Genomic DNA, 23,723 nt, shown 5'->3' on the forward strand with positions numbered 1-23,723 from the left:
ACACTTTACAAACTTCTCGTGTATAGCTGTAAGGAGATTACAAGACCGGAATTTGGCCATGACCACCGCCACGGCACGATCGATCTTCATGGGCCCGCGCCTGCGCCGGCTCCGGCGCGAGCTCGGCCTGACCCAGGCCGACATGGCCGCGGACCTCGAAATCTCAGCGCCTTACGTGGCGCTCTTGGAGCGGAACCAGAGGCCGGTGACGGCCGACATGCTGCTGCGGCTGGCGCGGACCTACAAGATCGACCTTGCCGATCTCGCCGGCGACGGCGGGGCCGACCACACCGCGCGGATGCAGTCGGTCCTCAAGGACCCGATGTTCTCCGACATCGACATCCCCGCGCTGGAGATCAGCGATCTCGCCGTCAGCTATCCCGGCATGACCGAGGCGTTCCTGCGCCTCTACACGGCGTATCGCGAGGAGCAGCTCGCGCTGGCCGAGCAGCGCGCTCCGGTGCCGGCCGGCAGCGCGCCCCGCGTTGGCAATGACGGCTTCGACGCCAACGATCCCGTCGCCGATGTCCGCCGCTTCCTCGCCGCCCGCCGCAACAACTTTGCCCAGCTCGACGATGCCGCCGAGCGGCTGGCGCAGGCCATCTTCCAGGGGGCGCCGACGGGGGCTCCGCAGGTCTCCGCCGGGCCGGCCGGCTTCATCGAGCGCTTTCGCGTCCGGCATAATCTCCAGGTCCGCTACATGCCGCCGAACGTGATGCTTGGCTCGCTCAGGCGGCTCGACCTGCACCGCCGGCAATTGCTGATCGAGGACTCGCTGGACAGCGCGAGCCTGAAATTCGAGCTCGCCCGGCAGCTCGCTTATCTCGAGCTCGACACCGAAATCGGCGCGGCACTCGAGGATGGCAAGTTCGCCAGCAAGACCGCCGAGCTGCTGGCGCGCCGCGCGCTCGCGGCCTACGCGGCGGCTGCGATCATCATGCCCTATTCGATCTTCGCCAAAGCCGTCGATGCCAGGGCCTACGATCTCGAGGCGCTGGCGCGGCAGTTCGGCACCAGCTTCGAGCAGACGGCGCATCGCGTCACCACCCTGCAGAAGCCGGGCGCGGAACGGATCCCGTTCTTCCTGATCCGCGTCGATCCCGCCGGCAACGTGTCGAAGCTGCTCGACGGCGCCGGCTTCCCGTTCGCCCGGCATGGCGGCGCCTGCCCGCTGTGGTCGGTGCACGGCATCTTCAAGACGCCGCGCCAGATCGTGACCCAATGGCTGGAGCTGCCCGACGGCCGCCGGTTCTTCTCGATCGCCCGCACCGTGACCGCCGGCGGCGGCTCCTATGGCGCGGTGCGCGTCGAGCGGGCGATTGCGGTCGGCTGCGCCGCCGAGCATGCGGGGCAGCTGATCTATACCCGCGACGGCCACGGGCCTGATGCCGACGCGCCGACCCCGATCGGCGTTGCCTGCCGGGTCTGCCACCGGCCGAAATGCGCGGCACGCTCCGCGCCGCCGATCGGGCGCGAGATCCTGCCGGACGATTTCCGGACGTCGTCGGTTCCGTTCGGGTTTTCGGCGGATTGAGCAGGGGATGGTCGTGGAACCAGGAACTGGTCGGTATGCCTGGCCGCGGGCGATAATCCATCGGATCGGGCTGCAAATCGTCCCGGGACGCCTGGGCCCTTGACGGAACAGCCATAAACCGGACAAAGATTGCGCCAAAATGTCGCGGCGGAGGTTGGCCATGAGATACGTCGACGGCGTTGTGATGTTCCTCAGCCTGTGGCTGCTGGCATCGATGGTTCTGGACGCCGTGACGCCGCCCGAGCTGAACTTCTACATGATCGGCCCGATCATTGCGCCGGCCGCGATCATCACCGGCTTCCTGTACTGGCTCCGCATCCCCTCCCGCGACTTCGTGCTGGCGTCCGCAGCCATCTGGATGGTCTGCGAGATGACGATGGAGATGGTCACCCCCAAGCCGCTGTCGCCGCTGCTGGCGGTGGCCGCCGTCGCGCCGCTGCTGGTGGCCGGCATCCTCCTGCACGTCCAGCACTGGCGCCAATCGCGCGGCCGCTTGCCACCGCCCGCTTCGACGCCGACGACCAATCTGCCAGGCTCCTCCAACGCGATGTCGAGCCGGCGGCCGTTCTGAGCCGCGCGACGCCGCGGCAATGGCGGATAGCGTGCAGATTTTCCGTTGTTCTACGGGATCGAATGTTTACGAGGAAATCAGAAACCCCCTCTTAAGTTCCGCGGGTCCATCTGTAGCCGACACACCAGCCGCACGGGGACCATGCTGAACGAACTTCTCGTGATCGAAGATGCCGACGTTCATCTGTCGATCCTGCGCAAGATCGCCGTGCAGGCAGGCTTTGCGACGACCGGCGTGAACTCGGTCGACGGCGCGATGAGCGTGCTGCGCCGGCGCAATTTCGAATGCATCACGCTCGACCTGAATCTCGGCGAGCGCTCCGGCACCGAGGTGTTGCAGCTGTTGGCGGACATCAAATCCCGCACCCCGGTGCTGATCATCAGCGGCTCCGACGATCAGACCCGCGACGTCACGGTCCGCGCCGGCAAGATCCTCGGCCTGAATGTCTATCCGCCGTTCTCCAAGCCGGTCGACCTCGCTTTGCTCCGACAGACGCTGCGCCAGATCGCCGCCGACACCGACCGGCAGCGCCTCGTCAAAGCCAGCATCCGCTAGCCCGAACGCACGCTCGTTTTCCCGCTTGATCCAGATCAAGGCGCCATACCTCTGCCGCTTGTTGGCTGCAGAGGGGCGAGCGGAAATGAGATGCGATGACGGCAGCGAATTCGGCCAGCGAAGCAGAAGCAGTTGTGAACGAGGCGACGCCCTATGAGCTCGTCGGCGGCGAAGCCGGCGTGCGCCGTCTGGCGGAGCGCTTTTACACCATCATGGACCAGGAGCCCGGCGCCAGCCGCATCCGCGCGATGCACGACGCCGATCTCGGTCCGATCAAGCAGTTGCTGTTCGAATTTCTCAGTGGATGGCTGGGCGGGCCAGCGCTTTATTTCGAGCGGGCCGAACATCGCTGCATCATGTCCGCGCACCGTCCGTATCCGATCGGCGACGCCGAGCGCGACGAGTGGATGACATGCATGCGCCGCGCGATGTTCGATTGCGACATCACCGGCGACATGTATGCGTTGCTGGATCAAGCGTTCCTGCGGATGGCGAATGCGTTCCGGAGCCGCAAGGCGAGCTGACAGGAACGCCCGTCAGCCCGACTTGGTGGCGGCCTCCCGCGCCAGACGCTCGGCCCTGAGCCGCTCGCGGTTGGCGTAAAAGGCCCGCTGGGCCGCCTCGTGATCGCGCATGGCCTGCTCGGCATCAGCCCTGCGGGTGGCGTCACGCGCCCGACGCTCTTCCGGCGTGAGGACGCGAGGCTGTCTGTCTGTGCTATCGTAAGGCATGGGCAGATAACGCCCAAGCGGCCGGGATGTTCCCAGCATACGATGGTTCAGTCCGACTTTCGTGGAAACAGCTGGTCGCGGATGTAGCGCGACGTCGGCGTCAGGCTGAGTCCGTAGGGCTTTTGCCACACCGCGCGGTCGATCTCCTTCTTGTCTCCGATCTCCAGGCGCCCTTTGGCATGCTTGGCGATGAAGATGGCGTCGCTCATCTTGCGACCCGAGCGCTTGTTTTTGGCGGTGACTTCCTTCCATAGCCGCAGCCGGCCGAGCTTGAGCTTGGGAAGCTCCTCCTTGATTTCGCGCTTCAGGCAGTCCTTCGCCGTCTCCTGCGCGCGTTTGCGGCCACCCGGAAACATCCAGCGCCCGTCGGCCCGGCGCCGGACCAGGAGAACCCTTCCGCCCTTGGCGGCAACCAGCTTGGACGCCTTGGTCATGGCCCCGGAGCTCTCACCTCTCGAACAGTGACGAACAATGAAGTGGAGTCTATCAAGATTCGCTCCAACTCCCGCTCCGGAGCTTTGCGGAGATTCGGCCAGAGCTCCGCAGCGGCCAACCAAGCTCACTGCAGCGCTCCGACCGTCGGCAGCGCTCAGTAGCAGGAGCGCGGATCGACCGCCACATACTCTCCCGACGGATATCGATAGTAGCAATTGCCCTGCGACAGATAGTAGCCTGGTCGCGCCGCAGCCGTAGCGCCGGCGATCGCGCCGGTGGCACCACCAAGCACGGCGCCCGCCGCGGCACCGCCCGCCTTGCCGGTGAGGATACCGCCGAGCACCCCGCCGATGATCGCGCCCCCGAGCGCGCTGGCGCCCGGATCGACTTCGGCCGGAGGCGGCGCCGGCTCGTAGGCAACCGGCGGGGGCGCCTCGTAGGCCGCCGACGGCGCATAGACCACATCGTCAGCATAGTCCTCCGACACGTAGGTCGGCGGCCCTTCCATGGGCTCGGGATAATAGTACCAGACGCCGCCGACGTCCCACCACCAGCCCGGGCGGCCGTTGTGAACCTCGTGCCGCCATCGGCCACCCTCCCAGCCGACGCGGCCGCGATAAGACTGCCCACCATAGTCGCGCACCGCGACCCGGCCGTGCGCATAACGCGCATCCGGTCCCCGCCCGGCCATCGCCGGACCAGGGCCCGGGCCGTGGCCCGCTGCGAAGCCCTGACCGGCTCCCGGCGGACGTCCCTGAGGGCCAACGGCAGCCCGCGGCGGTGCGCCCGGCTGTGCTCCCTGCGGCTGGCCGGCCATGGGGCCGGCTTGCCGCGGGATCTGGACATGGGGCTGGCCGGCCGGTTGCCCACCCTGGGTCGGCGCTTGGCGAATGACACCCGGCGGGCGGGCCTGGGGCGAATGCCCGGCGCCAGGACCAGCCTGGTCCTGGGTTTGCGCCCAGGCTTGGGCGGGGATCACGACCGCGGTCAGGATCGCGATCGCGGGCAGCCACCGTGTGCTCTGGTTGGACAACGTCATTCTCCCCTACCCTTGATCGCCCGCCGTCTGCGCTGGTTGCCGCGCACGCGGGGTGTGATGCGGATTGATGATCCCGGATCGCCGGCTTCGGCGTGGATGGTCCGGACACACCATAGTTTGCGCGACAAACGGGTAAAATCCCGACGATTTTGCGGCCAAGTCAACCTGCTGCCGTCAACCTGCTGCCGTCAGGTTAACCGAGACGCCGGCTGATTCGCCGCTCCGATCATGCAAACTCGCCGGCGCGGCCTTGCCGATCCGGTACGGGCAGATCGGCGGTCACCGGTCGGGCACGATCACATTGCAGTTGGTTCGTCCCGACATCAGGCAGTCCTGCATCCGGCTTGCGGAGGTCAGGCTGCGGGCCAGCCACAAGCCGAAGGCCACGACGAGCGCCGCGAACACGAGTGCCGCCACGGCGCCACGTCTATCCGGCCCCTGCGTACTCATCGCCGGTGCGCCTAGGCGGCACGCAGGCCAGCGGCCTCACCGTGCGGTTGCTGCTGCTGGCGCGATGCCGGCGAGATCGATTCGATCCGGGTACAGCTCGTCACCCAGAACAGCTGCCCGCATTCCCATTCGGAACCCAGCACACCGGCCGAAACGGGCCTCGGGCGGGCGAGGACCGCCGTCATCACGCATGCGCTGACCACGAGAGCGACGAGCGCGAGGCCGAGCGCCATGCGCCCGCGGCGAACAGAGGTCATGCCGGTCAACTCCGTTGGATGTCGCACCCGGGCGGTGCGCTGGTGCCCGCGAGGCGTGAAGCGACTCACGGCCGGCCGACCTGCGTCAGCGACGGGGATGGTTACATAGCCTCCGGCGAGCGCCATGCAAGCGCCAGGCAGGACGGATGTGGAGGAGCGGCGATAAAGCATTTGTCATCGACGCATGCGATCCTATACACACGGGCTCGCGTCGGCCTCCGCTCGTGTTCACGAACTCGTGGAAGAATTGCCTGGCGGCGCGTGCAGCCCCTGACCGACCACACCCTGATCGAACACCCAAATAGCGAAGTGACGACGTCTCCATGAGAGGATTCAAGGAACCTGGATTTGCCGATCGGCAGAAGGCCGCGCAGCAGGCCCGCCAGAGCATCGTGCAGAAGTTCAAATCGCAGCCGGGACCGGACGATCCCGAAGTCGTGAAGCGACGGCAGGAGCGCGAGGCCGCCGCCACCCGCCGCGAGCAGCAGCGATTGGAGCGCGAGGCCGCCAAGGCTGAGCAACAGCGTCTCGAGGAAGAGGCCAAGGCCGCCGAGAGTGCCCGGCTTGCGCGCGAGGCGGAAGAAGAAGCCGCCCGCTTGGCCGAGATGGAAGCTGAGCAGAAGGCGAAGCGTGATGCGCGCTACGCCGCGCGCAAGGCCCGTGGAAAGAAGAAGTAAGCAGCGACGCCGCCGCCACGAGACCTGCGTGTCGTCGCGTCCGGCATCGCGCGACTCCTCAATTCATCGGCGATGGGACTGATACGGTCGTCCCATCGCACGATGCCGTGCGAGACGAGCTAGTTCTTCTTCATCATGCCGTCGTCCTTCTTCATCCCGTCCTTGGACATGGCATCGTCCTTCTTCATGGCGTCTTTCGCCATCGAGTCCTTCTTCATGCCGTCGTGGGACATCGCGCCCTTTTTCATCCCATCGTCCTTGCTCATCTTGTCCTCCGCGAAGGCCGCCGGCGCGACGGCCACGTTGAACGCGAGGGCGGCAGCGGAGATACCGAGGATGAGGCGGCTACGATTGGTCATGATGATCGCTCCTTCGTATGACGGGGTTCGACGGCGACGGACGCGCCGTTCTTGGATATCGACGTTCCGATGAAGGCGATTGTTACGAGCGCGGGCGAGAATTTTGTTCGATCAAATTTGACTCGAATGCGTCCCGTTCCGGAATCGAGGACACAATTTTGCCCGGCAAGATCATGTTAGTACAACCGCGCAAGGGATTCACAGGCCGGTACGTGCGCCGCAGCAATATGTCGCTTCCCATGCATTTGGCCTCGAACGAACTGTCTAGTTCGGCTAGAGGTAAGCTCGACAGATTGGCTGGTATAAGTCACGCCAACGAACCGGGTCGGGAACCCAACCAGAAGTTGTTCAGGGGAAATCTCATGCTCACACGCCGTCATGTCATCGCATCCGCGCTCGCTGCGCCGGCCATGCTGCGTTTTGGAACCGGTACGGCCCACGCAGCAACGACGCTGAAGATCTCTCACCAGTTTCCCGGCGGCACCATTGACAAGGGCGATTTCCGCGACCGGCTCTGCCGGGTGTTCTCCGAAGAGGTTGCGAAGCGCTCCGGCGGCGAGATCGCGACCGAGATCTATCCCAACTCCTCGCTCATCAAGACCGTCGCGCAGTTCTCGGCCATGCGGAAGGGCGCGCTCGACATCAGCCTCTATCCGATGCCTTACGCCGGCGGCGAAGTGCCTGAGACCAACATCGCGCTGATGCCGGGTCTGGTCACGACCTACGACCAGGGCATGCGCTGGAAGAATGAGCCGGTCGGCAAGACGCTGAGCGATTTTCTGGCCGACAAGGGCATCATCCTGCTGACCTGGGTCTGGCAGGCGGGCGGCGTTGCCAGCCGATCGCGGCCGCTGGTGACGCCGGAGGACGCCAAGGGCATGAAGGTGCGCGGCGGCTCGCGCGAGATGGACATGGTGCTGCAGACCGCCGGCGCCTCGGTGCTGTCGGTGCCATCGAACGAAATCTACACCGCGATGCAGACCGGCGCCTGCGATGCCGGCATCACCTCGTCGACCAGCCTGATCTCGTTCCGCCTGGAGGAAGTGTCGAAGGCCCTGACCTCCGGCGCCAAGGCGTCGTACTGGTTCATGCTCGAGCCGCTGATGATGTCCAAGGCCTCGTTCGACAAGCTGCCGAAGAACCAGCAGGACATCCTCCTGGCGGTCGGCGCGGAGATGGAGGCGTTCGGGCGCAAGGGCGCGCAGGACGACGACATCGAAGTTGCCAAGGTCTACGAAAAGGCGGGCGCGAAGGTTGTGGAGCTCGATGTCCAGACCGTCAACAAATGGCGCGACATTGCCCGTGACACGGCCTGGAAGGACTATGGCGGCAAGTCTGCGAACTGCGCCAAGCTCCTCAAGCTCGCTTCCGACGTCGCGGCCTGATTGATGCACGCGCCCGTTATCGATACCGAGGCCACGACAGCCATCGGCGCCAGCGGTCCGCTGGCGCCGCTCCAGCGTGTTGTCTCGCTGCTCAATCGCATCATCGTGGTTCTGGCCGCGTTCGCACTGGTCGCGGCCTGCCTCATCCTGAGCTACAGCGTGGCGGGCCGTGCACTGTTCAAGGCCGCCAACTACTGGCAGGACGAAGCCGCCGTGTTCTTGCTCGTCGGCGCCACCTTCATGACTGCGGCCTATGTGCAGGAGCATCGCGGCCACGTCAGCATCGAAGCCTTCGTTGGGCTGATGTCGCCGCTCGCCAACAAGATCAGGCTCTGGCTGGTCGACGTCGCGAGCTTTTTGTTTTGTGCCTTCTTCACTTGGAAATCCTGGACCCTGACACATGAGGCCTGGGTCGATGGTCAGGTCTCGAATTCGATGTGGTCGCCGCCGCTGGCGATTCCTTACGGCCTGATGGCCGCCGGGATGACCCTGCTGTGCCTGCAGATGCTGCTGCAGATCGTGGCTCCGCTGACCGGAGCGCGTCGATGAGCGTGTTCGGGATTGGGGTTGCCTACGGACTCTCGACCCTGTTTGCGATGTTCGCGGGCATGCCGATCGCGTTCGCGCTCGGCGCCGTGGCCGTCGTGTTCATGGCCATCTACATGCCTGCCGCGTCGCTCGATACGGTCACGCAGAACGTCTACGAGGAAATGGCGTCGATCACGCTGCTGTCGATCCCGCTGTTCATCCTCAAGGGCGCGGCGATCGGCCGCTCCCGCGCAGGCCAGGACCTCTACTCGGCGCTGCATGCGTGGCTGCATCGCGTGCCCGGCGGATTGGGCGTCGCCAACGTGTTCGCCTGCGCGCTGTTCGCGGCGATGGCGGGATCATCCCCCGCGACCTGCTCGGCGATCGGCTCGGCCGGAATTCCCGAGATGCGCAAGCGCGGCTATTCCGGGGGCTTCGCCGCCGGCATCATCGCGGCCGGCGGCACGCTCGGCATTCTGCTGCCGCCCTCGATTACGATGATCCTGTTCGCGATCGCGGCGGAGAAATCGCTGGGACGGCTGTTCCTGGCCGGTATCGGCCCCGGGCTGCTGCTGGTGACCCTGTTCGGCGTCTATTCGGTGGTGCGCTTCCGGCAGGAATATGCGCGCGCGAAAGCCGTCTATGAGAAATCGGGCGCGTGGTCGGACATCCTGACCAAGGACGATTTTACGATGGCGCAGCGCTTCTCCGTGCTGCCACGCGTGATTCCGTTCGTGCTGCTGCTGACCGGCGTCATGGTCGCGCTCTATGGCGGCCTCGCCACGCCATCGGAAACAGCCGGTCTCGGCGGTATCCTCGCGCTCGTGCTGATCGCGATCATCTACCGCGTCTGGAGCCCGGCCGATCTCGCGCCCATCATGAAGGCGACGCTGCGCGAATCGACCATGCTGATGCTGATCATCGGCATGTCGCTGCTGTACTCCTACGTGATGAGCTACCTGCACATCTCGCAGTCGGTGGCGGAGTCCATCGTGGCGATGCACCTGCCGCGCTGGGAACTGTTGTTCGCGATCCTGCTGATGGTGGTCGTGCTCGGCTTCTTCCTGCCGCCGGTATCGATCATCCTGATGACTGCCCCGATCATCCTGCCGCCTCTGCGGGCAGCAAACTTCGACATCATCTGGTTCGGCGTGGTGATGACGATCGTGATGGAGATGGGCCTGATTCACCCGCCGGTGGGTCTGAACATCTTCGTCATCAGGAACGTCGCGCCGGACATCCCGCTGCGCGAGGTGATCTGGGGCACGCTGCCGTTCGTCCTGCTGATGATGGCCGCCGTGCTGCTGCTCTGCTTCGTGCCGCAGATCTCGACGGCGCTGCCGGATCTCGTGATGGGGCCGGATCTGAGCCGCTGACGCGGCCCGTGAATGGCGAATAGGCATTAGCGAATAGGGATCTAGCGAGTGGGCCCCCTATTCGCTACTCGCCATTCGCTATTCGCCTGTTCTTCGCGTTCAGCGCCGCTGCAACACGGCTGACGGGTGGCCGACCGAGCAGCCGGCTCATGTCGTTGGTGGCGGCCAGCAGTTTCGTCATGTCGACGCCGGTGCGGATGCCCATGCCTTCGAGCATGTAGACGACGTCCTCGGTCGCGACGTTGCCAGTCGCGCCCGGCGCAAACGGGCAGCCGCCGAGGCCGCCGGCCGCGGCATCGATGACGCGGACGCCCTCCTCCATGCCCGCATAGAGATTGGCCAGCGCCTGGCCGTAGGTGTCGTGGAAATGCATCGCCAGATGCGTCACCGGCACATCGTCGCAGACGGCGCGCAGCATCTGCTTGGCCTTGAGCGGCGTCCCGACACCGATCGTGTCACCCAGCGAGACCTCGTAGCAGCCCAGATCCCACAGCGCCTTGGCTACGCCGGCTACGGCCTGCGGCTTGATCTCACCTTCATAGGGACAGCCAAGCGCGCAGGAGACGTAGCCGCGCACCTTGATGCCGTCGGTCCTGGCGTGGGCGATCACCGGCTTGAAGCGCTCCAGCGACTCCGCGATCGAACAGTTGATGTTGGCGCGGGAGAAGCTCTCGGAGGCCGCAGTGAACACGGAAATCACCCTGGCGCCGGCGGCGCGCGCGGCCTCATAGCCCTTCACATTGGGCACCAGCACATGGAATTCGCCGGGCAGTGCAGCCACGCTGCGCATGACCTCGTCCGAGCCCACCATCTGCGGGATCGCCTTGGGCGAGACGAAGGCGCCGACCTCGACCGTGGTCAGGCCCGCCGCGACCAGCGCGCGGATGAAGGCGATGCGATCGGCGACGCTGATCGACATCTTCTCGTTCTGCAGGCCGTCCCGCGGGCCCATTTCGATGATGCGCACGCTCTCGCTCATGCCGACCTCTTCGGTTCGAGGATCAGGCGGACGGTTCGAGGTCCGCCAGTTCGACGCCTTCCTGCACGATGTCGCCGACCTTGCACTTGATCGCCTTGAGCCGGCCTGCGAACGGCGCCCGCAGGGTCTGCTCCATCTTCATGACTTCGAGCGTCAGGATCGCCGCACCCTTCTCCAGGACGGCGCCTTCCTGCGCAAGCAGCGCCACGACGGTCCCCGGCAACGGCGCCACGATCTTGTCCTCGCCGGCCTGCTCCTCGTCGTCACCGCCGAACGGATCGATCCAATGCAGATCGAAACGGCCGTTGCGGGTCCGCAGGTACAGCTCATGGCCCTCGATGACGGCCACCACATGGGATTTGACGCCGTCGCACACAAGGTCGAAGCCGCCGTCATCAGTCGGAAGTGCCGAGAACGAGGTCTCACGGCCCTCGATCGACAGGCGCTGCACGCTGGGACCATAGGCCAGCGTGGCGGTCCGCGGTTCATTCCCAGCGCTTTGGCGGAACGAGAACACGCGCTGCCGCAGCCCCACCGGCATCCAACCGGATGCGCGCCACGGCGAGCCTTGCTCCTTGGCCGCAGTCTGCTCGCCGATGAGAATGGCCGCGACGGCTGCACTGAGCTCGAGGTCGCCGGCCACCGCCCCCGACGGGGTCAGATGTGTCAGATGGCGCTCGATGAAACCGGTGTCGATCGCGTTCGCCACGACGTCGGGATGCGTTAGCAGCGACGACAGGAACGGGATGTTGCTGACGATACCTCGGACGTCGGTGTCCTCAAGGCCGCGGTTGAGCCGCTCGATCGCGACCTCGCGGGTCGGCGCCCAGGCGATCATCTTGGCGAGCATCGCGTCGTAATAGGGCGAGACCACATCGCTCTCGCGATAGCCGGCATCGATGCGCAGGCCGCCGGTTTCAGCGGGAAGCCGCCAGGTCTTGATCGTGCCGACCGAGGGCATGAAATTCTTGGCGGGATTCTCCGCGTAGACGCGTGCCTCGATGGCATGGCCATGCAAGCGGATCTGGTCCTGCGTCAGCGGCAGCGCGTCGCCGAAGGCGACGCGCAACTGCCATTCGACGAGATCGACGCCGGTGATCAACTCGGTGACGGGATGCTCGACCTGCAGGCGCGTGTTCATCTCTATGAAGAACACGTCGCGGCCGTCGGAGACGAACTCGATGGTGCCCGCCCCGACATAGTTGACCGCGCCGGCCGCGCGACGCGCCGCGGCGCAGACCGTCTCCCGCTGCTCCGGCGTCAGCGTCGGCGACGGCGCCTCCTCGATCACCTTCTGGTGCCGACGCTGCAAGGTGCATTCGCGCTCGAACAGCGACACCAGATTGCCGTGGCTGTCGCCGATGATCTGCACCTCGATGTGGCGCGGGTTCTGGACGAATTTCTCGATCAGCACACGGTCGTCGCCAAACGCCGCCTTGGCCTCGCGCTTGGCGCTGGTGACGGCATCAGCGAGATCGCCGGCTGCATTGACCACGCGCATGCCGCGGCCGCCGCCACCGGCGGAGGCCTTGATCAGAACGGGAAAGCCGATCCGCGCGGCTTCATTGGCGAGCGTCGCCTCGTCCTGCGCCTCGCCGTGATAGCCGGGCACCAGCGGCACGCCGGCCTGCTCCATCAGGAATTTGGAGCCGGACTTGGAACCCATCGCGGTGATCATCGCGGCCGTCGGCCCGACGAACACCAGGCCCGCGTCGAGACAGGTCTGCGCGAATTCGGCGCTCTCGGACAGGAAGCCATAGCCGGGATGAACCGCCTCGGCGCCTGTCTGCCTCGCAGCCTCGATCAAGCGCTCGATGTTAAGATAGGAATCGCGGGCGCGTGCGGGGCCGAGCAGCACCGCCTCGTCGGCGAGCGCGACATGCAGCGCGTTTCGATCCGCCTCGGAGTAGACCGCGACGGTCTTCAATCCCATCGCGCGTGCCGTGCGGATGACGCGCACGGCGATCTCGCCGCGGTTGGCGATCAGGAGCTTGCGAAAACGACGATACAATCCGGGACGAGCCATGATCACATCCTGAACAGGCCGAATTTGGTCGGCTCGACCGGGGCATTGGCGGCGGCAGACAATCCGAGCCCGAGCACAAGGCGGGTATCGGCGGGATCGATCACGCCGTCGTCCCACAGCCGCGCCGTCGCGTAGTAGGGATTGCCCTGGGCCTCGTATTGCGCACGGATGGGGCTGCGGAATTTCTCTTCCTCTTCCGCAGGCCAGCTCTCGCCCTTGGCCTCGATGCCGTCGCGGCGGACCTGGCTCAGCACCATCGCGGCCTGCTCGCCGCCCATCACCGAGATGCGCGCGTTCGGCCACATCCAGAGGAAACGCGGCGCATAGGCGCGGCCGCACATGCCGTAATTGCCGGCGCCGTAGGAGCCGCCGATCACCACGGTGAACTTGGGAACCGACGCGGTCGCGACCGCAGTCACCAGCTTGGCGCCGTCACGGGCGATACCGCCGGCCTCGTATTTCTTGCCGACCATGAAGCCGGTGATGTTCTGCAGGAACACCAGCGGAATGTTGCGCTGGCAGCACAGTTCGATGAAATGCGCACCCTTCAGCGAGCTCTCGCTGAACAGGATGCCGTTGTTGGCGATGATGCCGACCGGATGACCCCAGATGTGGGCGAAGCCGCACACCAGCGTCTGGCCGTAGAGCTTCTTGAACTCGTCGAACTCCGAGCCGTCGACCACCCGCGCGATGATGTCGCGCACGTCGAACGGCTTGCGGCCGTCGACCGGCACGACGCCGTAGATCTCTTCCGCCGCATAGCGCGGCTCGCGCACCTCGCGCATATTCAGCGCGCTGCGCGCGCCCGGCGGCTTCAGCGTGCCGACGATGCGACGCGCGATACCGATCGCATGGGCGTCGTTCTGTGCGTAGTGATCGGTGACGCCCGACTGGCGTGAATGCACGTCGGCGCCGCCCAGTTCCTCGGCCGTGACGACCTCGCCGGTCGCCGCCTTCACCAGCGGCGGGCCGCCAAGAAAAATCGTGCCCTGATTGCGCACGATGATGCTCTCGTCCGACATCGCCGGCACATAGGCGCCGCCGGCGGTGCACGAGCCCATCACGATCGCGATCTGCGGGATGCCTTGCGCCGACATCTGCGCCTGATTGTAGAAGATGCGGCCGAAATGCCGCTCGTCCGGGAAGATCTCGTCCTGCAGCGGCAGGAACGCGCCCCCGGAATCGACCATGTAGACGCAAGGAAGGTTGTTCTGCCGCGCGATGTCCTGGGCGCGCAGGTGCTTCTTCACCGTCATCGGGTAGTAGGTGCCGCCCTTGATGGTGGCGTCGTTGGCGACGACGACGCATTCGCGGCCGGCAATGCGGCCGATGCCGGTGACGATGCTCGCCGAATGGACGTCGCCGCCATAGAGCCCGTGCGCGGCCAATGGCGACAGCTCCAGGAACGCCGTTCCAGGGTCGAGCAGCAGGTCCACACGCTGACGCGCCAGCATCTTGCCGCGCGACAGATGCCGCTTGCGCGAGGCCTCGCCGCCGCCCTCGGCGACCTGCCCCAGCTTCGTCCTGAGGTCGGCGACCAGCGCGCGCATGGCGTCGGCATTGCGGGCGAAATCGGAGGACGATGGATCGATCGTGGAGTGAAGCGTCATGACCGGCGTCTTCGTTGCGAGGCTGGAGGGGGAAGCCGTGGGAGCACGCGTCAGAGCGGTCGCGGCCGTTCAGGCCGCTGAGAGCCCGGGTGTACCATCTTTGCCCGCATGCTGTCCTCCCTGCCCGTCGGCGGCCCGGTCTGCGGCCGTCCGTCCTTCTCGAATTAAACGATCATACGTTTTTAAATTCTATTCTCAAGCGGATTGTTGTAGGGTCCGGGGCGAGCAGCATTTGCTTGAGACCACGGAATTTTCAGACTTCACTACGGGCCCCTCCCGTGGCGGATCCGCCGCGATCGGCACCGGGACGGTCCAGCGAGGACGAGATGGCGCGCACGATCGGGTCACATGGTCCGACGACGATGGAGGCGATCCGCAAGGCCGGCCTGCGGCTGATCTTCCAGCACGGCTATGAGGCCATGAGCCTCCGCCAGCTCGCCGCCGAGGTCGGCATCCAGCCAGGCTCGCTCTACAATCACATCAGCACCAAGCAGGAGCTGCTGGCGGAGCTGATCCAGGACCACATCAACAATCTCCTGCGCGAGCTCGACCAAGCGCTGCGCGACACCCATGGCCCCGTCGAACGCCTGCGGGCGTTCGTCGCCTTCCACGTCAGCTATCACATGACCCGGAAGCGCGAGGTCTTCATCGCCAATTCGGAGCTGCGCAGCCTCGATCCCCGCAACTATGAGGCGGTGGTGGCGCTGCGCGGCGCCTATGAGCGCCGGCTGGCCGACATCCTCGGCGACGGTGTGGCGCAAGGCGTGTTCGACGTTGACGACATCCAGGTCGCGACCTTTGCCATCATCGCGCTCCTGACCGGGCTGTGCAGCTGGTACCGTCCTGGCGGCCGGCTCACCAGGGAGGCGATCATCGCGGCCCACGAGAAGCTCGTGCTCTCGGGCGTCATGCCGCGCATCACCGGGCCTGATCAGGCCGGCGGTGGCCGGCCTGATCACCCGACCGGCTGAACGGGCCGCGCCGATGGCTGGCAGCCCGGAGCTTGACGCGATCGATCGCAGGATCCTGGCGGAGCTCCAGGCCGATGGCCGGATCCGCATCAACGAGCTCGCCGATCGGGTGGGGATCTCGCATCCGAACTGCCTGCGCCGGGTGCGGACGCTGCGCAGCAGCGGCGTGATCAAGTCCATCCGCGCCAGCATCGATGAACGGTCGCTGGGCTATGAGGTGGTCGCGTTCGTGTCGATTCAGCTCGACAGCCAGCACCAGACGGCGCTGGAATCGTTCGAGGCCGCGATCGTGACGTTGCCCTGGGTCCAGCAATGCTGGCGGCTGTCGGGAGATGCGGATTTTCTGCTGAAATGCGTGTCGACCGGGGTCGAAGGCATGAGCCGCCAGCTCCGCCAGTTCGCCGCCCTGCCCGGCGTCCGGGCCATCAGGAGCTTCCCGGTGCTCGGCCTGTCCAAGGACGCTCCACTGCCCATCCCCGGCGGGCCGCCTCAAACAGGGTGAACGGATGACGGCCGGGCCGGCCCCTCAATGCGTCCAGGGCTCGCCGCGGCGGAACGAGAAATTGTCGGCATAGGCGATCTGCCGCTTCACCGGCTCCTTCGGCTCGATCACCTGATAGGGAATGCCCTTGCGCTCGCAATAGGCGATCGCCTCGTCCTTGGTGTCGAAGCGCAAGGTGACCTGCTGCTTCATGTCCGAGGAGGACGTCCAGCCCATCAGCGGCTCGACCGAACGCGGCTGCTCCGGCTCATAATCCAACTGCCAGTCCCGGGTCTTGGCCTTGCCCGATTGCATCGCGTTCTTGGCGGGCTTGAAAATGCGTGCGGTCATGGCTGGAAGAGCCCCTGGAAGCTGCGTCGTCATGCGTTTGGCGGAAACGGCCGGGATGGGGTACAGGCAAGCGTCGGCACGGAACGGTGATTCCCATCCTGGACATGACCGTCTATCGTGCCCCGTATAGTCATTCTGCCGTCCCGTGACAATCTCGGTCGACTGCCACGGCGCCTCTGCTCCCCGAACGCTTTCCATTCAAAACAGTGCGTTGAAGCGGCCATGAAAATCAATGCCACGCTGCCCGAGCGAGGGCGCGACCTTCGGCTCGACCTGTTTCGCGGAATCGCCAACTGGGCGATCTTTCTCGATCACATCCCGGACAACGTGGTGAACTGGCTCACCACGCGGAATTACGGCTTCAGCGACGCCGCCGACCTGTTCGTGTTCATCTCCGGCTATACCGCCTCGTTCGTCTATGCGCGCATGATGATCGACCGCGGCTTCATCGTCGGCGCCACCCGGCTGTTCAAGCGGGTGTGGCAGCTCTACGTCGCCCACATCGTGCTGTTCGTGATTTATATTGTGGCCATCAGCTATCTGGCGACGCGGTTCGGCGTCTCCGAGATCATCGACGAGTTCAACGTCGCAGGCCTGGTCGACCACGCCAGCGATACGCTGGCCCAAGGACTGATCCTGAAGTTCAAGCCGGTCAATCTCGACGTGCTGCCGCTCTACATCGTGCTGATGGGCTTCTTCCCGCCGGTGCTGTGGATGATGCTGCGCCAGCCCGACCTGACCATGATCGCCTCGATCGTGCTTTGGCTCGTGGCGCGACAGATGGGCTGGAATTTCGCGGCCTATCCGGCGGGCACCTGGTACTTCAATCCGTATTGCTGGCAGGTGCTGTTCGTGTTCGGCTCCTGGTGCGCGCTCGGCGGTGCCCGCCGCTCGATGGGCATCATCATGGCGCCGGCCACGCTGTATTTCTGCATCGCCTATATGGTGCTCGCCCTGGTCATGACGATGGCCGGCCGCTTCCCCGAGCTCGGATCGATGTTTCCGAACTGGCTCTATTCGGCGTTCAATCCCAACGACAAGACCAATCTCGCGCCGTACCGCTTCCTGCATTTCGTGGTGATCGTCATTTTGGTCATCCGGTTCGTGCCGAAGGAATGGCCGGGCCTGGAGTGGAAGGCGTTCGATCCCCTCATCGTCTGCGGCCAACAGTCGCTGGCGGTGTTCTGCGTCGGCGTGTTCCTGTCCTTCATCGGCCACTTCACCCTGATGCTGAGCTCAGGTTCGCTGCTGGCGCAGATCCTCGTCAGCGCGGCGGGCATCGCGATCATGACCACCGTGGCCTACTACATCTCCTGGTCGAAGCGGCAGGACAAGCCGCTGCCGAAGCCGCCTGCGCCGAAGTAAACCCCGCGCATCAGGGGCGCGGGGGCGGTCCCGCGTCCGTTGACCTGCATCAAGCCGGCCACGATCGGGCTCGCTAAGGTTTGCTTCACAACGAGTGCCGCCTTCCGCGGCGCGCGTTCCATGGCGAACGCGCAAGGCCGCCACGCGGCGATTTGCTGACAAGGACCAGAATATGCCGACCCATTTCCATGCCGTCGTGTGGCTCGATCACAGCGAGGCCAAGGTGTTCCATATCGGACTGACCGGTGCCGACGAGCTGACGCTGCATCCACACCTGCAGACCAAGCACCTGCACCACAAGGCCAACGAGATCGGCAGCGGCCACGCGGCGCCCGACAAGAATTTCCTCGAGGAGGTCGCGCACGCGCTCGATGACGCCGGCGAGATCCTGATCATCGGCCCGGCCGGCGCCAAGACCGAGCTTGCCAAGTACCTGCACGAGAAGCATCCTGCGGTCGGAAAGCGCATCGTCGGTGTCGAAGCTGCCGATCACCCGACCGATCGCCAGATCGTCGCCTATGCCAAACAGCACTTCAAGATGGCTCCGCCCCGCGTGGCGACGGGCACTGCCGGCTAAGTATAGCCTTTCTCCCGTCGCAGGGTCCGTTCGATCATGGACATGCTGACGCCGGACCGATCCAACGCCATTGCTGCCCCGCCGGCCGTCGATCGCGGCCGGCGTCGTTTTCCGTGGCGCGGCCTGCTCTCGATCATCCTGCTGTTCGGCGCGCTGGCTGGGCTTGCCGCATGGTGGCTGCGTGGACCGCTGATCGCGACCGCCCGCATCACCCGCGGCACGGCGGCCGAGATCGTGTATGAGACCGGCGCGGTGGAGCCGGAGACGTGGTCGCGGAGCACGCCCCTGGTCCGCGGCCGCATCGTCGAGCGCTGCCGCTGCGAAGGCAAGCTGGTCAAGGCCGGCGACGTGCTGGCGCGGCTCGACGACAAGGAGGCGCTGGCCACCTTGAACGATCTGCGCGCACAGGAGGAATTCCAGCGCCTCGAATTCGAGCGGCAGACGCAGCTACTGGCACGCGGCGCGGCCACCTCGCAAGCGTACCAGCGCTCCGAAAGCGATCTCGCCCGCATCCGCGCCCAGATCGCGGCCCAGACCCAGCGCCTCGACTACTTCAAGCTGGTGGCGCCGATGGACGGCGTCGTCCTCAAGGAGGACGGCGAGGTCGGCGACATGGTTGATCCCGGCACCATCCTCTACCGCGTCGGCCTGGAGAAGCCGCTCTGGGTCGTCGCCGACGTCAACGAGGAGGACATCCCCCGTGTCCAGGTCGGGCAGAAGGCGCTGCTACGCGCCGATGCGTTCGGCAACCAGGCCCTGCCCGGGACGGTGAAGCAGATCACGCCGGCGGGTGATCCCGTGGCCAAGACGTTCCGCGTGCGGATCGGCTTGCCCGACAACACGCCGCTGCGCGTCGGCATGAGCGTCGAGGCCAACATCGTCAGCCGCGAGACGGGTGACACGCTGCTCGCGCCGGCCAATGCCGTCGTCAACAACAGCCTCATGGTGATCGATGGCGGCCGTGTGCACCGGCGCGCGGTGCGGATCGGCATCCGCGGCTCCGCGGCGGTCGAGATCCTCGACGGCGCCCGCGAGGGCGAGCTGGTCGCGGCGCCGGCGACCGCCGACATCAAGGACGGCGAGCGGATTCGCGTGATCGAGCCCGAGACGTCCGTGCCATGAGCCTCGTCCTGACCATCGCCTGGACCCATGTGCGCCGCCGCGCCCGCCAGACGCTGGTCGCGATCGCCGGCGTCATGACCGGCGTGGCGTTTTCGGTGATGATGGCGGCGATGATGGAGGGCTCCCAGGACGACTTCATCCGCACGCTGGTCGACGCGCTGCCGCACATTTCGATCACCGACGAACTGCGCCAGCCGACCCGCCAGCCGGCCGACCAAGTCTATGCGGCGGCCGAATATCATCGATTGACCCCGAATATCCGCCGTCCCGGCATCAAGAACCCGATGGCCACCATCGCCTCGCTGCAGGGCTGGGTGCCGGGCGCGCTGACGGCGTCGGTGCAGTCCAAAGCCGTGCTGCGCTTCGCCGGCCGCAACCTGACGGTCGCAATCATCGGCATCGATCCGCGCACGGAGGGCCAAGTCTCGACGCTGGCGAGCCACATGCGGCAGGGCAACCTCAATTCGCTGTACCGGTCCTCGCACGCGATCCTGCTCGGCGACCGGCTCGCGGCCAAGATCGGCGCGCGGGTGAACTCCAACATCACGCTCGCCTCGGCCCAGGGCATCAGCATGAACGCGACCGTCGTCGGCATCTTCCATTCCGGCTTCCGCGGCACCGACGAGACCACCGGCTACGTGCTGCTGCGCACCGCGCAGATCCTGGAGCGCCAGACCGGGATCATCAACGAGATCCGCGTCCGCACCAACGATCCGATGCAGGCGCGCCTGATCAGCGAGCGCATCGGCGAGCAGACCGGCTACAAGGCGGTCTCCTGGCAGGAGGCGCAGGAGGACCTGCTGGCGGCGATCACGCTGCGCAACGTGCTGATGTACACCATCGTCGGCGCCATCCTGCTGATCGCGAGCTTCGGCACCTACAACATCATCTCGACCATCACCCACGAGAAGACCCGCGACATCGCCATCCTCAAGTCGCTCGGCTTCCGCGACCGCACGGTCCGAACCATCTTCATCGTCGAGGCGCTGTTCATCGGCCTGACCGGTGCCGCCCTCGGCTGGGCGCTCGGCTACCTGCTTACCCGCGGGCTGGCCTCGCTCGAGTTCAAGACGCCGTTCTCCGACTACAATCATCTGCCCGTGCTGTATTCGCTGAAGCACTATCTGCTGGCGGGCGCGGTCGCGCTGATCTCCAGCGCGGTCGCCGGCTACTTTCCGGCCCGCGCCGCGGCGCGGTTGCATCCGGTCGACATCATCCGGGGGGCGACGTGAGCCCGCCCCTGATCGAGGCGCGGCAAGTGACGAAGGTGCTGCCTGGCGAGGTGCCGGTGACGCTGGTCGCCGACATCGATCTCGTGATCCATCCGCGCGAGCTCATCGCCATCACCGGACCGTCGGGCTCGGGCAAATCCTCCCTGCTCTACCTGCTTGGCCTGCTCGACCTGCCGAGCCAGGGCGACGTGCTGATCGACGGCCGCTCGACGACCGGCATGAGCGAGGATGAGCGCGCCGAGGTGCGACTGTCGCGGCTCGGCTTCGTCTTCCAGTTTCATTTCCTGCTGCCGGAATTCTCGATCACCGAGAACGTCGCGCTGCCGATGCGCGCGCTGGCACGGCTGTCGCCGCGCGCCATCACCCAGCGCGCCGAGGAACTGCTGGCGTCGCTTGGGCTGGCCGAGCATCTGCGCAAGACGCCGGACAAATTGTCGGGCGGCCAGCGCCAGCGCGTGGCGGTGGCGCGCGCGCTCGCCAACGATCCGCCGGTGATCCTCGCCGACGAGCCGACCGGCAGCCTCGACACCGCCGCGACCGCGCAGGTGTTCGGCATCCTGCGCGATCTGGTCACGCTGCGCGGCAAGACTGTCGTCGCGGTCACGCACGACCTCAACCTCGCCGCCCAGATGCAACGGCGCGTGCACATCATCGACGGCCGGCTGGCGCAGGACGAGTTGGCGCGCTGATCCACCCGCCGCGACCTCGGCACGGTCGACGCGCGAACCGCCTCCTGCGCCTGATTTGATTTAGCGCAAAGACGCGAGATTTCGATTCAGAGGATGCTGACGACCAGCGGATGTTCCTTCCCCGGATTCACCCGCACACTTCGGATGCTCCCGGGTTTTGCCGCTGCGGGAGCATCCGAATTTTTTTGGCCAGGCGCGCTCGCGGTCGCTCGTGCCGATTGACGGCCGGCGGCCTGGCCGAAATCCTTCTCGCTATCGTGAGCGTCGAGCCGGAGTTCGCACCAGCAATTGGCCTCACCCGGGAAGCCGCGCCGCTGCGGAGATGGTCGGGGCAGCTGGATTCGAACCAACGACCTGCAGTACCCAAAACTGCCGCGCTACCAGGCTGCGCTATACCCCGATGGTCTCAAGGACGATTGTCCTCGAGGACCCGTCACTACACGGTCGCGGCCTCCGCAGCAAGACTGCGGCCCGTCCGTGAAGATGGAGCCGGCATGAAAAACGGCCCCAGGAAACGCCGTTCCGGGGCCGTCAAATGCGGTGGTCGCAGGAAGCATCCGCTCAGTGCGAGGACAATGCCGGCGAGCCCGTCTCGGGGTGGATCTCGGCCGCCATCATGCCCTTGGAGCCGGGCCCGTAGCGGACCAGCACCCATTGGCCGGGGCGCAGCTCGGTCATACCGTAGCGGCGCAGGGTCTCCATGTGGACGAAGATGTCCGGACTCCCTTCCCCGCAGGTCACGAAGCCGAAGCCGCGCAGCCGGTTGAACCACTTGACCTGGGCTCGCTCCAGCCCGCTGGTCGGCGTGACCGTCACATGGGTGCGCGGCGGCAGCATCTGCGCCGGATGGATCGCCGTCGACTCGTCCATCGAGACGATGCGGAAGGCCTGGTAGCCCTTGGAGCGCTGCACGCACTCCACCACCAGGCGAGCACCTTCATAGGCGGTCTGGTAGCCGTCGCGCCTGAGCACCGTGACGTGCAGCAGCACGTCCGGCCAGCCATTGTCGGGAACGATGAAACCGTATCCCTTCGAGGCGTCGAACCATTTGATGACACCGCTGATTTCGACGAGGTTCTCGCCAAGACCGGTCATCGCATCGATTGCCGAGTCGCGCGCGACGCCGGTTTGATATTCCGCCCCGAGCCGGGTTGGTGTCGATACACCAACGACCGGCACCCCAAGCTTCTTGGACTCAAATCCGTCCGACCCCATAACCCCGGACCTCACATATGAATTGTGAGCCGCCACCCCTGCAACGGCGCCCTCATACACGTGCTCACCACCTATACCCACGATGAGTCACGCGAATCTCTCGAATCAAAGATAACATTCCCTCGTGCCGCGCATAGATAAAAATCGGTTTCAGTGAGGCATATGAACAGAGATGCCGACAAAAATGCATCAATTTCCGTTCAATTACGGACGAACGATCCGAGTACTTCGCCGATGTCGTGGTGGATAACGAGGTCTGCAACGTCGTCCTGATCGGTCGGTTCCCGGTTGATGATCACGAGTTGCGCGCCAGCCCGCTTTGCCATCAATGGAAAGCCCGCGGCCGGCCACACAACCAGCGATGAGCCGATCGCGACGAACAGATCGCAGTGCTGCGCGAGTTCGCTGGCACGCTGCATTTCATGCTCGGGCATCGACTGACCAAAGGATACCGTCGCGGTCTTCACCGGCTCCGCGCATTCGGGGCAATCCGGCGCGGCACCGTCGGCCTCGAAGCGCTCGCGCACCCAGTTGAGCTCATAGCGCTGCCCGCATCCGATGCATCGCGCGTAGGTGGTGTTGCCGTGCAGCTCGATGACGTGATCCGGGGCGAAACCGGAGTCCTGGTGCAGGTTGTCGATGTTCTGAGTGATGACGGCCGGAATTTTCCCCGCACGGTAGAGCGACGAAAGCGCCAGGTGGCCGCGGCCGGGCCGCGCCGCGGCAAACGTCTCCTGCATCGCGAAGCGCCGCCGCCAAGCCTCGTCCCGCGCCTCCTGGCTGGCGACGAATTCGTCGAAATGGATCGGCCGGTTGCGCGTCCATAGACCGCCGGGAGAACGGAAATCCGGAATGCCCGTCTCGGTCGATATTCCAGCACCGGTGAAGGGGACGATCACCCGCGCCGCAGCGATCATGTCTCCCAGGCGGTTCACCCCGTCGTGCAGATCGGATGCAATCATCAGCGGCGGCCCCGAAGCATGAAACCTCGCATCATCATTGTCCTCCCTTCATAGCACGGCAAGCTGGCCCCCGCCTCTGGGCGTGTCCGGCTCGGCTGCGTCGTTGCGCCACTCCGCATCCACCGGAACCGGTCGTGAACGACGCAACTGCAAGCAAAGCGAGTCAGATTGTTTCGTGTCTACCGGAAGACGTTGGCGTTGCTCGCCTTCCGTCCCCAGCAAAACGCGCGAGCCGCCTGCAGCCGG

The 23,723-nt window shown here is 65.7% G+C and carries 27 protein-coding genes and 1 tRNA gene; 15 read left to right on the forward strand and 13 right to left on the reverse strand.

Annotation, left to right across the window (positions count from 1 at the left end; translation table 11 throughout):
• The first annotated feature begins 58 nt into the window (after positions 1-58).
• From ACQR13_RS14195 to ACQR13_RS14210, 4 genes are all read left to right on the forward strand, one after another.
• The gene (locus tag ACQR13_RS14195; RefSeq protein ID WP_315712042.1) at positions 59-1,534 is read left to right on the forward strand and encodes a helix-turn-helix domain-containing protein; all 1,476 of its coding nucleotides are present in this window, start codon (positions 59-61) and stop codon (positions 1,532-1,534) included.
• A gap of 160 nt (positions 1,535-1,694) precedes the next feature.
• Positions 1,695-2,105 carry a hypothetical protein gene (locus tag ACQR13_RS14200; RefSeq protein WP_315712044.1) on the forward strand — a complete coding sequence of 137 codons (411 nt, stop codon included), beginning with the start codon at positions 1,695-1,697 and terminating at the stop codon, positions 2,103-2,105.
• Between the two features lie 141 nt (positions 2,106-2,246).
• A complete protein-coding gene (locus ACQR13_RS14205; RefSeq protein ID WP_315712626.1) occupies positions 2,247-2,660 on the forward strand; it encodes a response regulator in 414 nt (137 codons plus the stop codon).
• Between the two features lie 95 nt (positions 2,661-2,755).
• A complete protein-coding gene (locus tag ACQR13_RS14210) occupies positions 2,756-3,184 on the forward strand; it encodes a group II truncated hemoglobin (protein ID WP_315712045.1) in 429 nt (142 codons plus the stop codon).
• 12 nt (positions 3,185-3,196) lie between these two features.
• Here ACQR13_RS14210 and ACQR13_RS14215 read toward each other — a convergent pair whose 3' ends face one another.
• The 5 genes from ACQR13_RS14215 to ACQR13_RS14235 all read right to left on the reverse strand — a co-directional run bounded on the left by ACQR13_RS14215 (position 3,197) and on the right by ACQR13_RS14235 (position 5,572).
• Positions 3,197-3,391 (reverse strand): hypothetical protein, encoded by a 195-nt coding sequence (locus ACQR13_RS14215; protein ID WP_315712046.1) that lies wholly within the window; start codon positions 3,389-3,391, stop codon positions 3,197-3,199.
• A 47-nt stretch (positions 3,392-3,438) separates the two neighbouring features.
• Positions 3,439-3,825: an NUDIX hydrolase gene (locus tag ACQR13_RS14220; RefSeq protein ID WP_315712048.1), complete on the reverse strand. Its 387-nt coding sequence runs from the start codon at positions 3,823-3,825 to the stop codon at positions 3,439-3,441.
• A gap of 155 nt (positions 3,826-3,980) precedes the next feature.
• The gene (locus tag ACQR13_RS14225) at positions 3,981-4,865 is read right to left on the reverse strand and encodes a hypothetical protein (RefSeq protein ID WP_409998647.1); all 885 of its coding nucleotides are present in this window, start codon (positions 4,863-4,865) and stop codon (positions 3,981-3,983) included.
• 279 nt (positions 4,866-5,144) lie between these two features.
• Complete coding sequence (locus ACQR13_RS14230) at positions 5,145-5,315, reverse strand: hypothetical protein (protein WP_315751625.1); 171 nt, start codon at positions 5,313-5,315, stop codon at positions 5,145-5,147.
• A gap of 11 nt (positions 5,316-5,326) precedes the next feature.
• Positions 5,327-5,572 (reverse strand): hypothetical protein, encoded by a 246-nt coding sequence (locus ACQR13_RS14235; RefSeq protein WP_315712050.1) that lies wholly within the window; start codon positions 5,570-5,572, stop codon positions 5,327-5,329.
• Between the two features lie 323 nt (positions 5,573-5,895).
• Between ACQR13_RS14235 and ACQR13_RS14240 the strand changes: the two genes are divergently transcribed.
• Positions 5,896-6,249, forward strand: a complete 354-nt coding sequence (locus ACQR13_RS14240; RefSeq protein WP_315751626.1) for a DUF6481 family protein — start codon at positions 5,896-5,898, stop codon at positions 6,247-6,249.
• A 119-nt stretch (positions 6,250-6,368) separates the two neighbouring features.
• On the opposite strand, the gene ACQR13_RS14245 is transcribed toward ACQR13_RS14240, so the two are convergent.
• The gene (locus tag ACQR13_RS14245; RefSeq protein WP_315755521.1) at positions 6,369-6,608 is read right to left on the reverse strand and encodes a pentapeptide MXKDX repeat protein; all 240 of its coding nucleotides are present in this window, start codon (positions 6,606-6,608) and stop codon (positions 6,369-6,371) included.
• Between the two features lie 362 nt (positions 6,609-6,970).
• On the opposite strand from ACQR13_RS14245, the gene ACQR13_RS14250 reads away from it, so the two are divergent.
• The 3 genes from ACQR13_RS14250 to ACQR13_RS14260 are packed head-to-tail and all read left to right on the forward strand — an operon-like array spanning position 6,971 to position 9,897.
• On the forward strand, positions 6,971-7,993 hold the full coding sequence (locus ACQR13_RS14250) for a TRAP transporter substrate-binding protein (protein ID WP_315712055.1): 1,023 nt from the start codon (positions 6,971-6,973) through the stop codon (positions 7,991-7,993).
• 3 nt (positions 7,994-7,996) lie between these two features.
• A complete protein-coding gene (locus ACQR13_RS14255) occupies positions 7,997-8,542 on the forward strand; it encodes a TRAP transporter small permease (RefSeq protein ID WP_315751628.1) in 546 nt (181 codons plus the stop codon).
• Positions 8,539-9,897: a TRAP transporter large permease gene (locus ACQR13_RS14260; protein WP_315712058.1), complete on the forward strand. Its 1,359-nt coding sequence runs from the start codon at positions 8,539-8,541 to the stop codon at positions 9,895-9,897. The genes ACQR13_RS14255 and ACQR13_RS14260 overlap by 4 nt, the downstream gene beginning before the upstream one ends.
• Before the next feature lie 64 nt (positions 9,898-9,961).
• Here ACQR13_RS14260 and ACQR13_RS14265 read toward each other — a convergent pair whose 3' ends face one another.
• Genes ACQR13_RS14265 through ACQR13_RS14275 form a run of 3 tightly spaced genes read right to left on the reverse strand, consistent with a single transcriptional unit; the run spans position 9,962 to position 14,512 of the window.
• Complete coding sequence (locus ACQR13_RS14265; protein WP_315751629.1) at positions 9,962-10,876, reverse strand: hydroxymethylglutaryl-CoA lyase; 915 nt, start codon at positions 10,874-10,876, stop codon at positions 9,962-9,964.
• A 22-nt stretch (positions 10,877-10,898) separates the two neighbouring features.
• Positions 10,899-12,902: an acetyl/propionyl/methylcrotonyl-CoA carboxylase subunit alpha gene (locus ACQR13_RS14270; protein ID WP_315751630.1), complete on the reverse strand. Its 2,004-nt coding sequence runs from the start codon at positions 12,900-12,902 to the stop codon at positions 10,899-10,901.
• 2 nt (positions 12,903-12,904) lie between these two features.
• Positions 12,905-14,512, reverse strand: a complete 1,608-nt coding sequence (locus tag ACQR13_RS14275) for a carboxyl transferase domain-containing protein (protein WP_315712061.1) — start codon at positions 14,510-14,512, stop codon at positions 12,905-12,907.
• 326 nt (positions 14,513-14,838) lie between these two features.
• On the opposite strand from ACQR13_RS14275, the gene ACQR13_RS14280 reads away from it, so the two are divergent.
• Together ACQR13_RS14280 and ACQR13_RS14285 are read left to right on the forward strand one after the other, a co-directional pair.
• Positions 14,839-15,483: a TetR/AcrR family transcriptional regulator gene (locus ACQR13_RS14280; RefSeq protein ID WP_315712062.1), complete on the forward strand. Its 645-nt coding sequence runs from the start codon at positions 14,839-14,841 to the stop codon at positions 15,481-15,483.
• A gap of 13 nt (positions 15,484-15,496) precedes the next feature.
• Complete coding sequence (locus ACQR13_RS14285) at positions 15,497-15,985, forward strand: Lrp/AsnC family transcriptional regulator (RefSeq protein ID WP_315712629.1); 489 nt, start codon at positions 15,497-15,499, stop codon at positions 15,983-15,985.
• A 24-nt stretch (positions 15,986-16,009) separates the two neighbouring features.
• Here ACQR13_RS14285 and ACQR13_RS14290 read toward each other — a convergent pair whose 3' ends face one another.
• Positions 16,010-16,315 carry an ETC complex I subunit gene (locus ACQR13_RS14290; RefSeq protein WP_315751632.1) on the reverse strand — a complete coding sequence of 102 codons (306 nt, stop codon included), beginning with the start codon at positions 16,313-16,315 and terminating at the stop codon, positions 16,010-16,012.
• A gap of 222 nt (positions 16,316-16,537) precedes the next feature.
• Here ACQR13_RS14290 and ACQR13_RS14295 point away from each other — a divergent pair, with 222 nt between their 5' ends.
• The 5 genes from ACQR13_RS14295 to ACQR13_RS14315 all read left to right on the forward strand — a co-directional run bounded on the left by ACQR13_RS14295 (position 16,538) and on the right by ACQR13_RS14315 (position 21,300).
• Complete coding sequence (locus ACQR13_RS14295) at positions 16,538-17,680, forward strand: OpgC domain-containing protein (RefSeq protein ID WP_434862923.1); 1,143 nt, start codon at positions 16,538-16,540, stop codon at positions 17,678-17,680.
• Between the two features lie 172 nt (positions 17,681-17,852).
• Positions 17,853-18,257 (forward strand): translational machinery protein, encoded by a 405-nt coding sequence (locus ACQR13_RS14300; protein ID WP_315712066.1) that lies wholly within the window; start codon positions 17,853-17,855, stop codon positions 18,255-18,257.
• A gap of 42 nt (positions 18,258-18,299) precedes the next feature.
• Positions 18,300-19,379 carry an efflux RND transporter periplasmic adaptor subunit gene (locus ACQR13_RS14305; RefSeq protein ID WP_434862924.1) on the forward strand — a complete coding sequence of 360 codons (1,080 nt, stop codon included), beginning with the start codon at positions 18,300-18,302 and terminating at the stop codon, positions 19,377-19,379.
• Entirely contained in the window at positions 19,376-20,611 is a 1,236-nt protein-coding gene (locus tag ACQR13_RS14310; protein ID WP_434862925.1) for an ABC transporter permease, read from the forward strand. The genes ACQR13_RS14305 and ACQR13_RS14310 overlap by 4 nt, the downstream gene beginning before the upstream one ends.
• Entirely contained in the window at positions 20,608-21,300 is a 693-nt protein-coding gene (locus ACQR13_RS14315) for an ABC transporter ATP-binding protein (protein WP_315751635.1), read from the forward strand. The genes ACQR13_RS14310 and ACQR13_RS14315 overlap by 4 nt, the downstream gene beginning before the upstream one ends.
• Positions 21,301-21,623: 323 nt before the next feature.
• On the opposite strand, the gene ACQR13_RS14320 is transcribed toward ACQR13_RS14315, so the two are convergent.
• From ACQR13_RS14320 to ACQR13_RS14330, 3 genes are all read right to left on the reverse strand, one after another.
• A tRNA-Pro gene (locus ACQR13_RS14320) sits at positions 21,624-21,700 on the reverse strand.
• Between the two features lie 161 nt (positions 21,701-21,861).
• Positions 21,862-22,515 carry a cold-shock protein gene (locus ACQR13_RS14325; protein WP_315712071.1) on the reverse strand — a complete coding sequence of 218 codons (654 nt, stop codon included), beginning with the start codon at positions 22,513-22,515 and terminating at the stop codon, positions 21,862-21,864.
• Between the two features lie 200 nt (positions 22,516-22,715).
• Positions 22,716-23,477: an SIR2 family NAD-dependent protein deacylase gene (locus ACQR13_RS14330; protein WP_315751637.1), complete on the reverse strand. Its 762-nt coding sequence runs from the start codon at positions 23,475-23,477 to the stop codon at positions 22,716-22,718.
• Between the last annotated feature and the right edge of the window lie 246 nt (positions 23,478-23,723).

The organism is Bradyrhizobium sp. HKCCYLRH3059 (genome assembly GCF_051168035.1).
Taxonomy (GTDB): Bacteria; Pseudomonadota; Alphaproteobacteria; order Rhizobiales; family Xanthobacteraceae; genus Bradyrhizobium.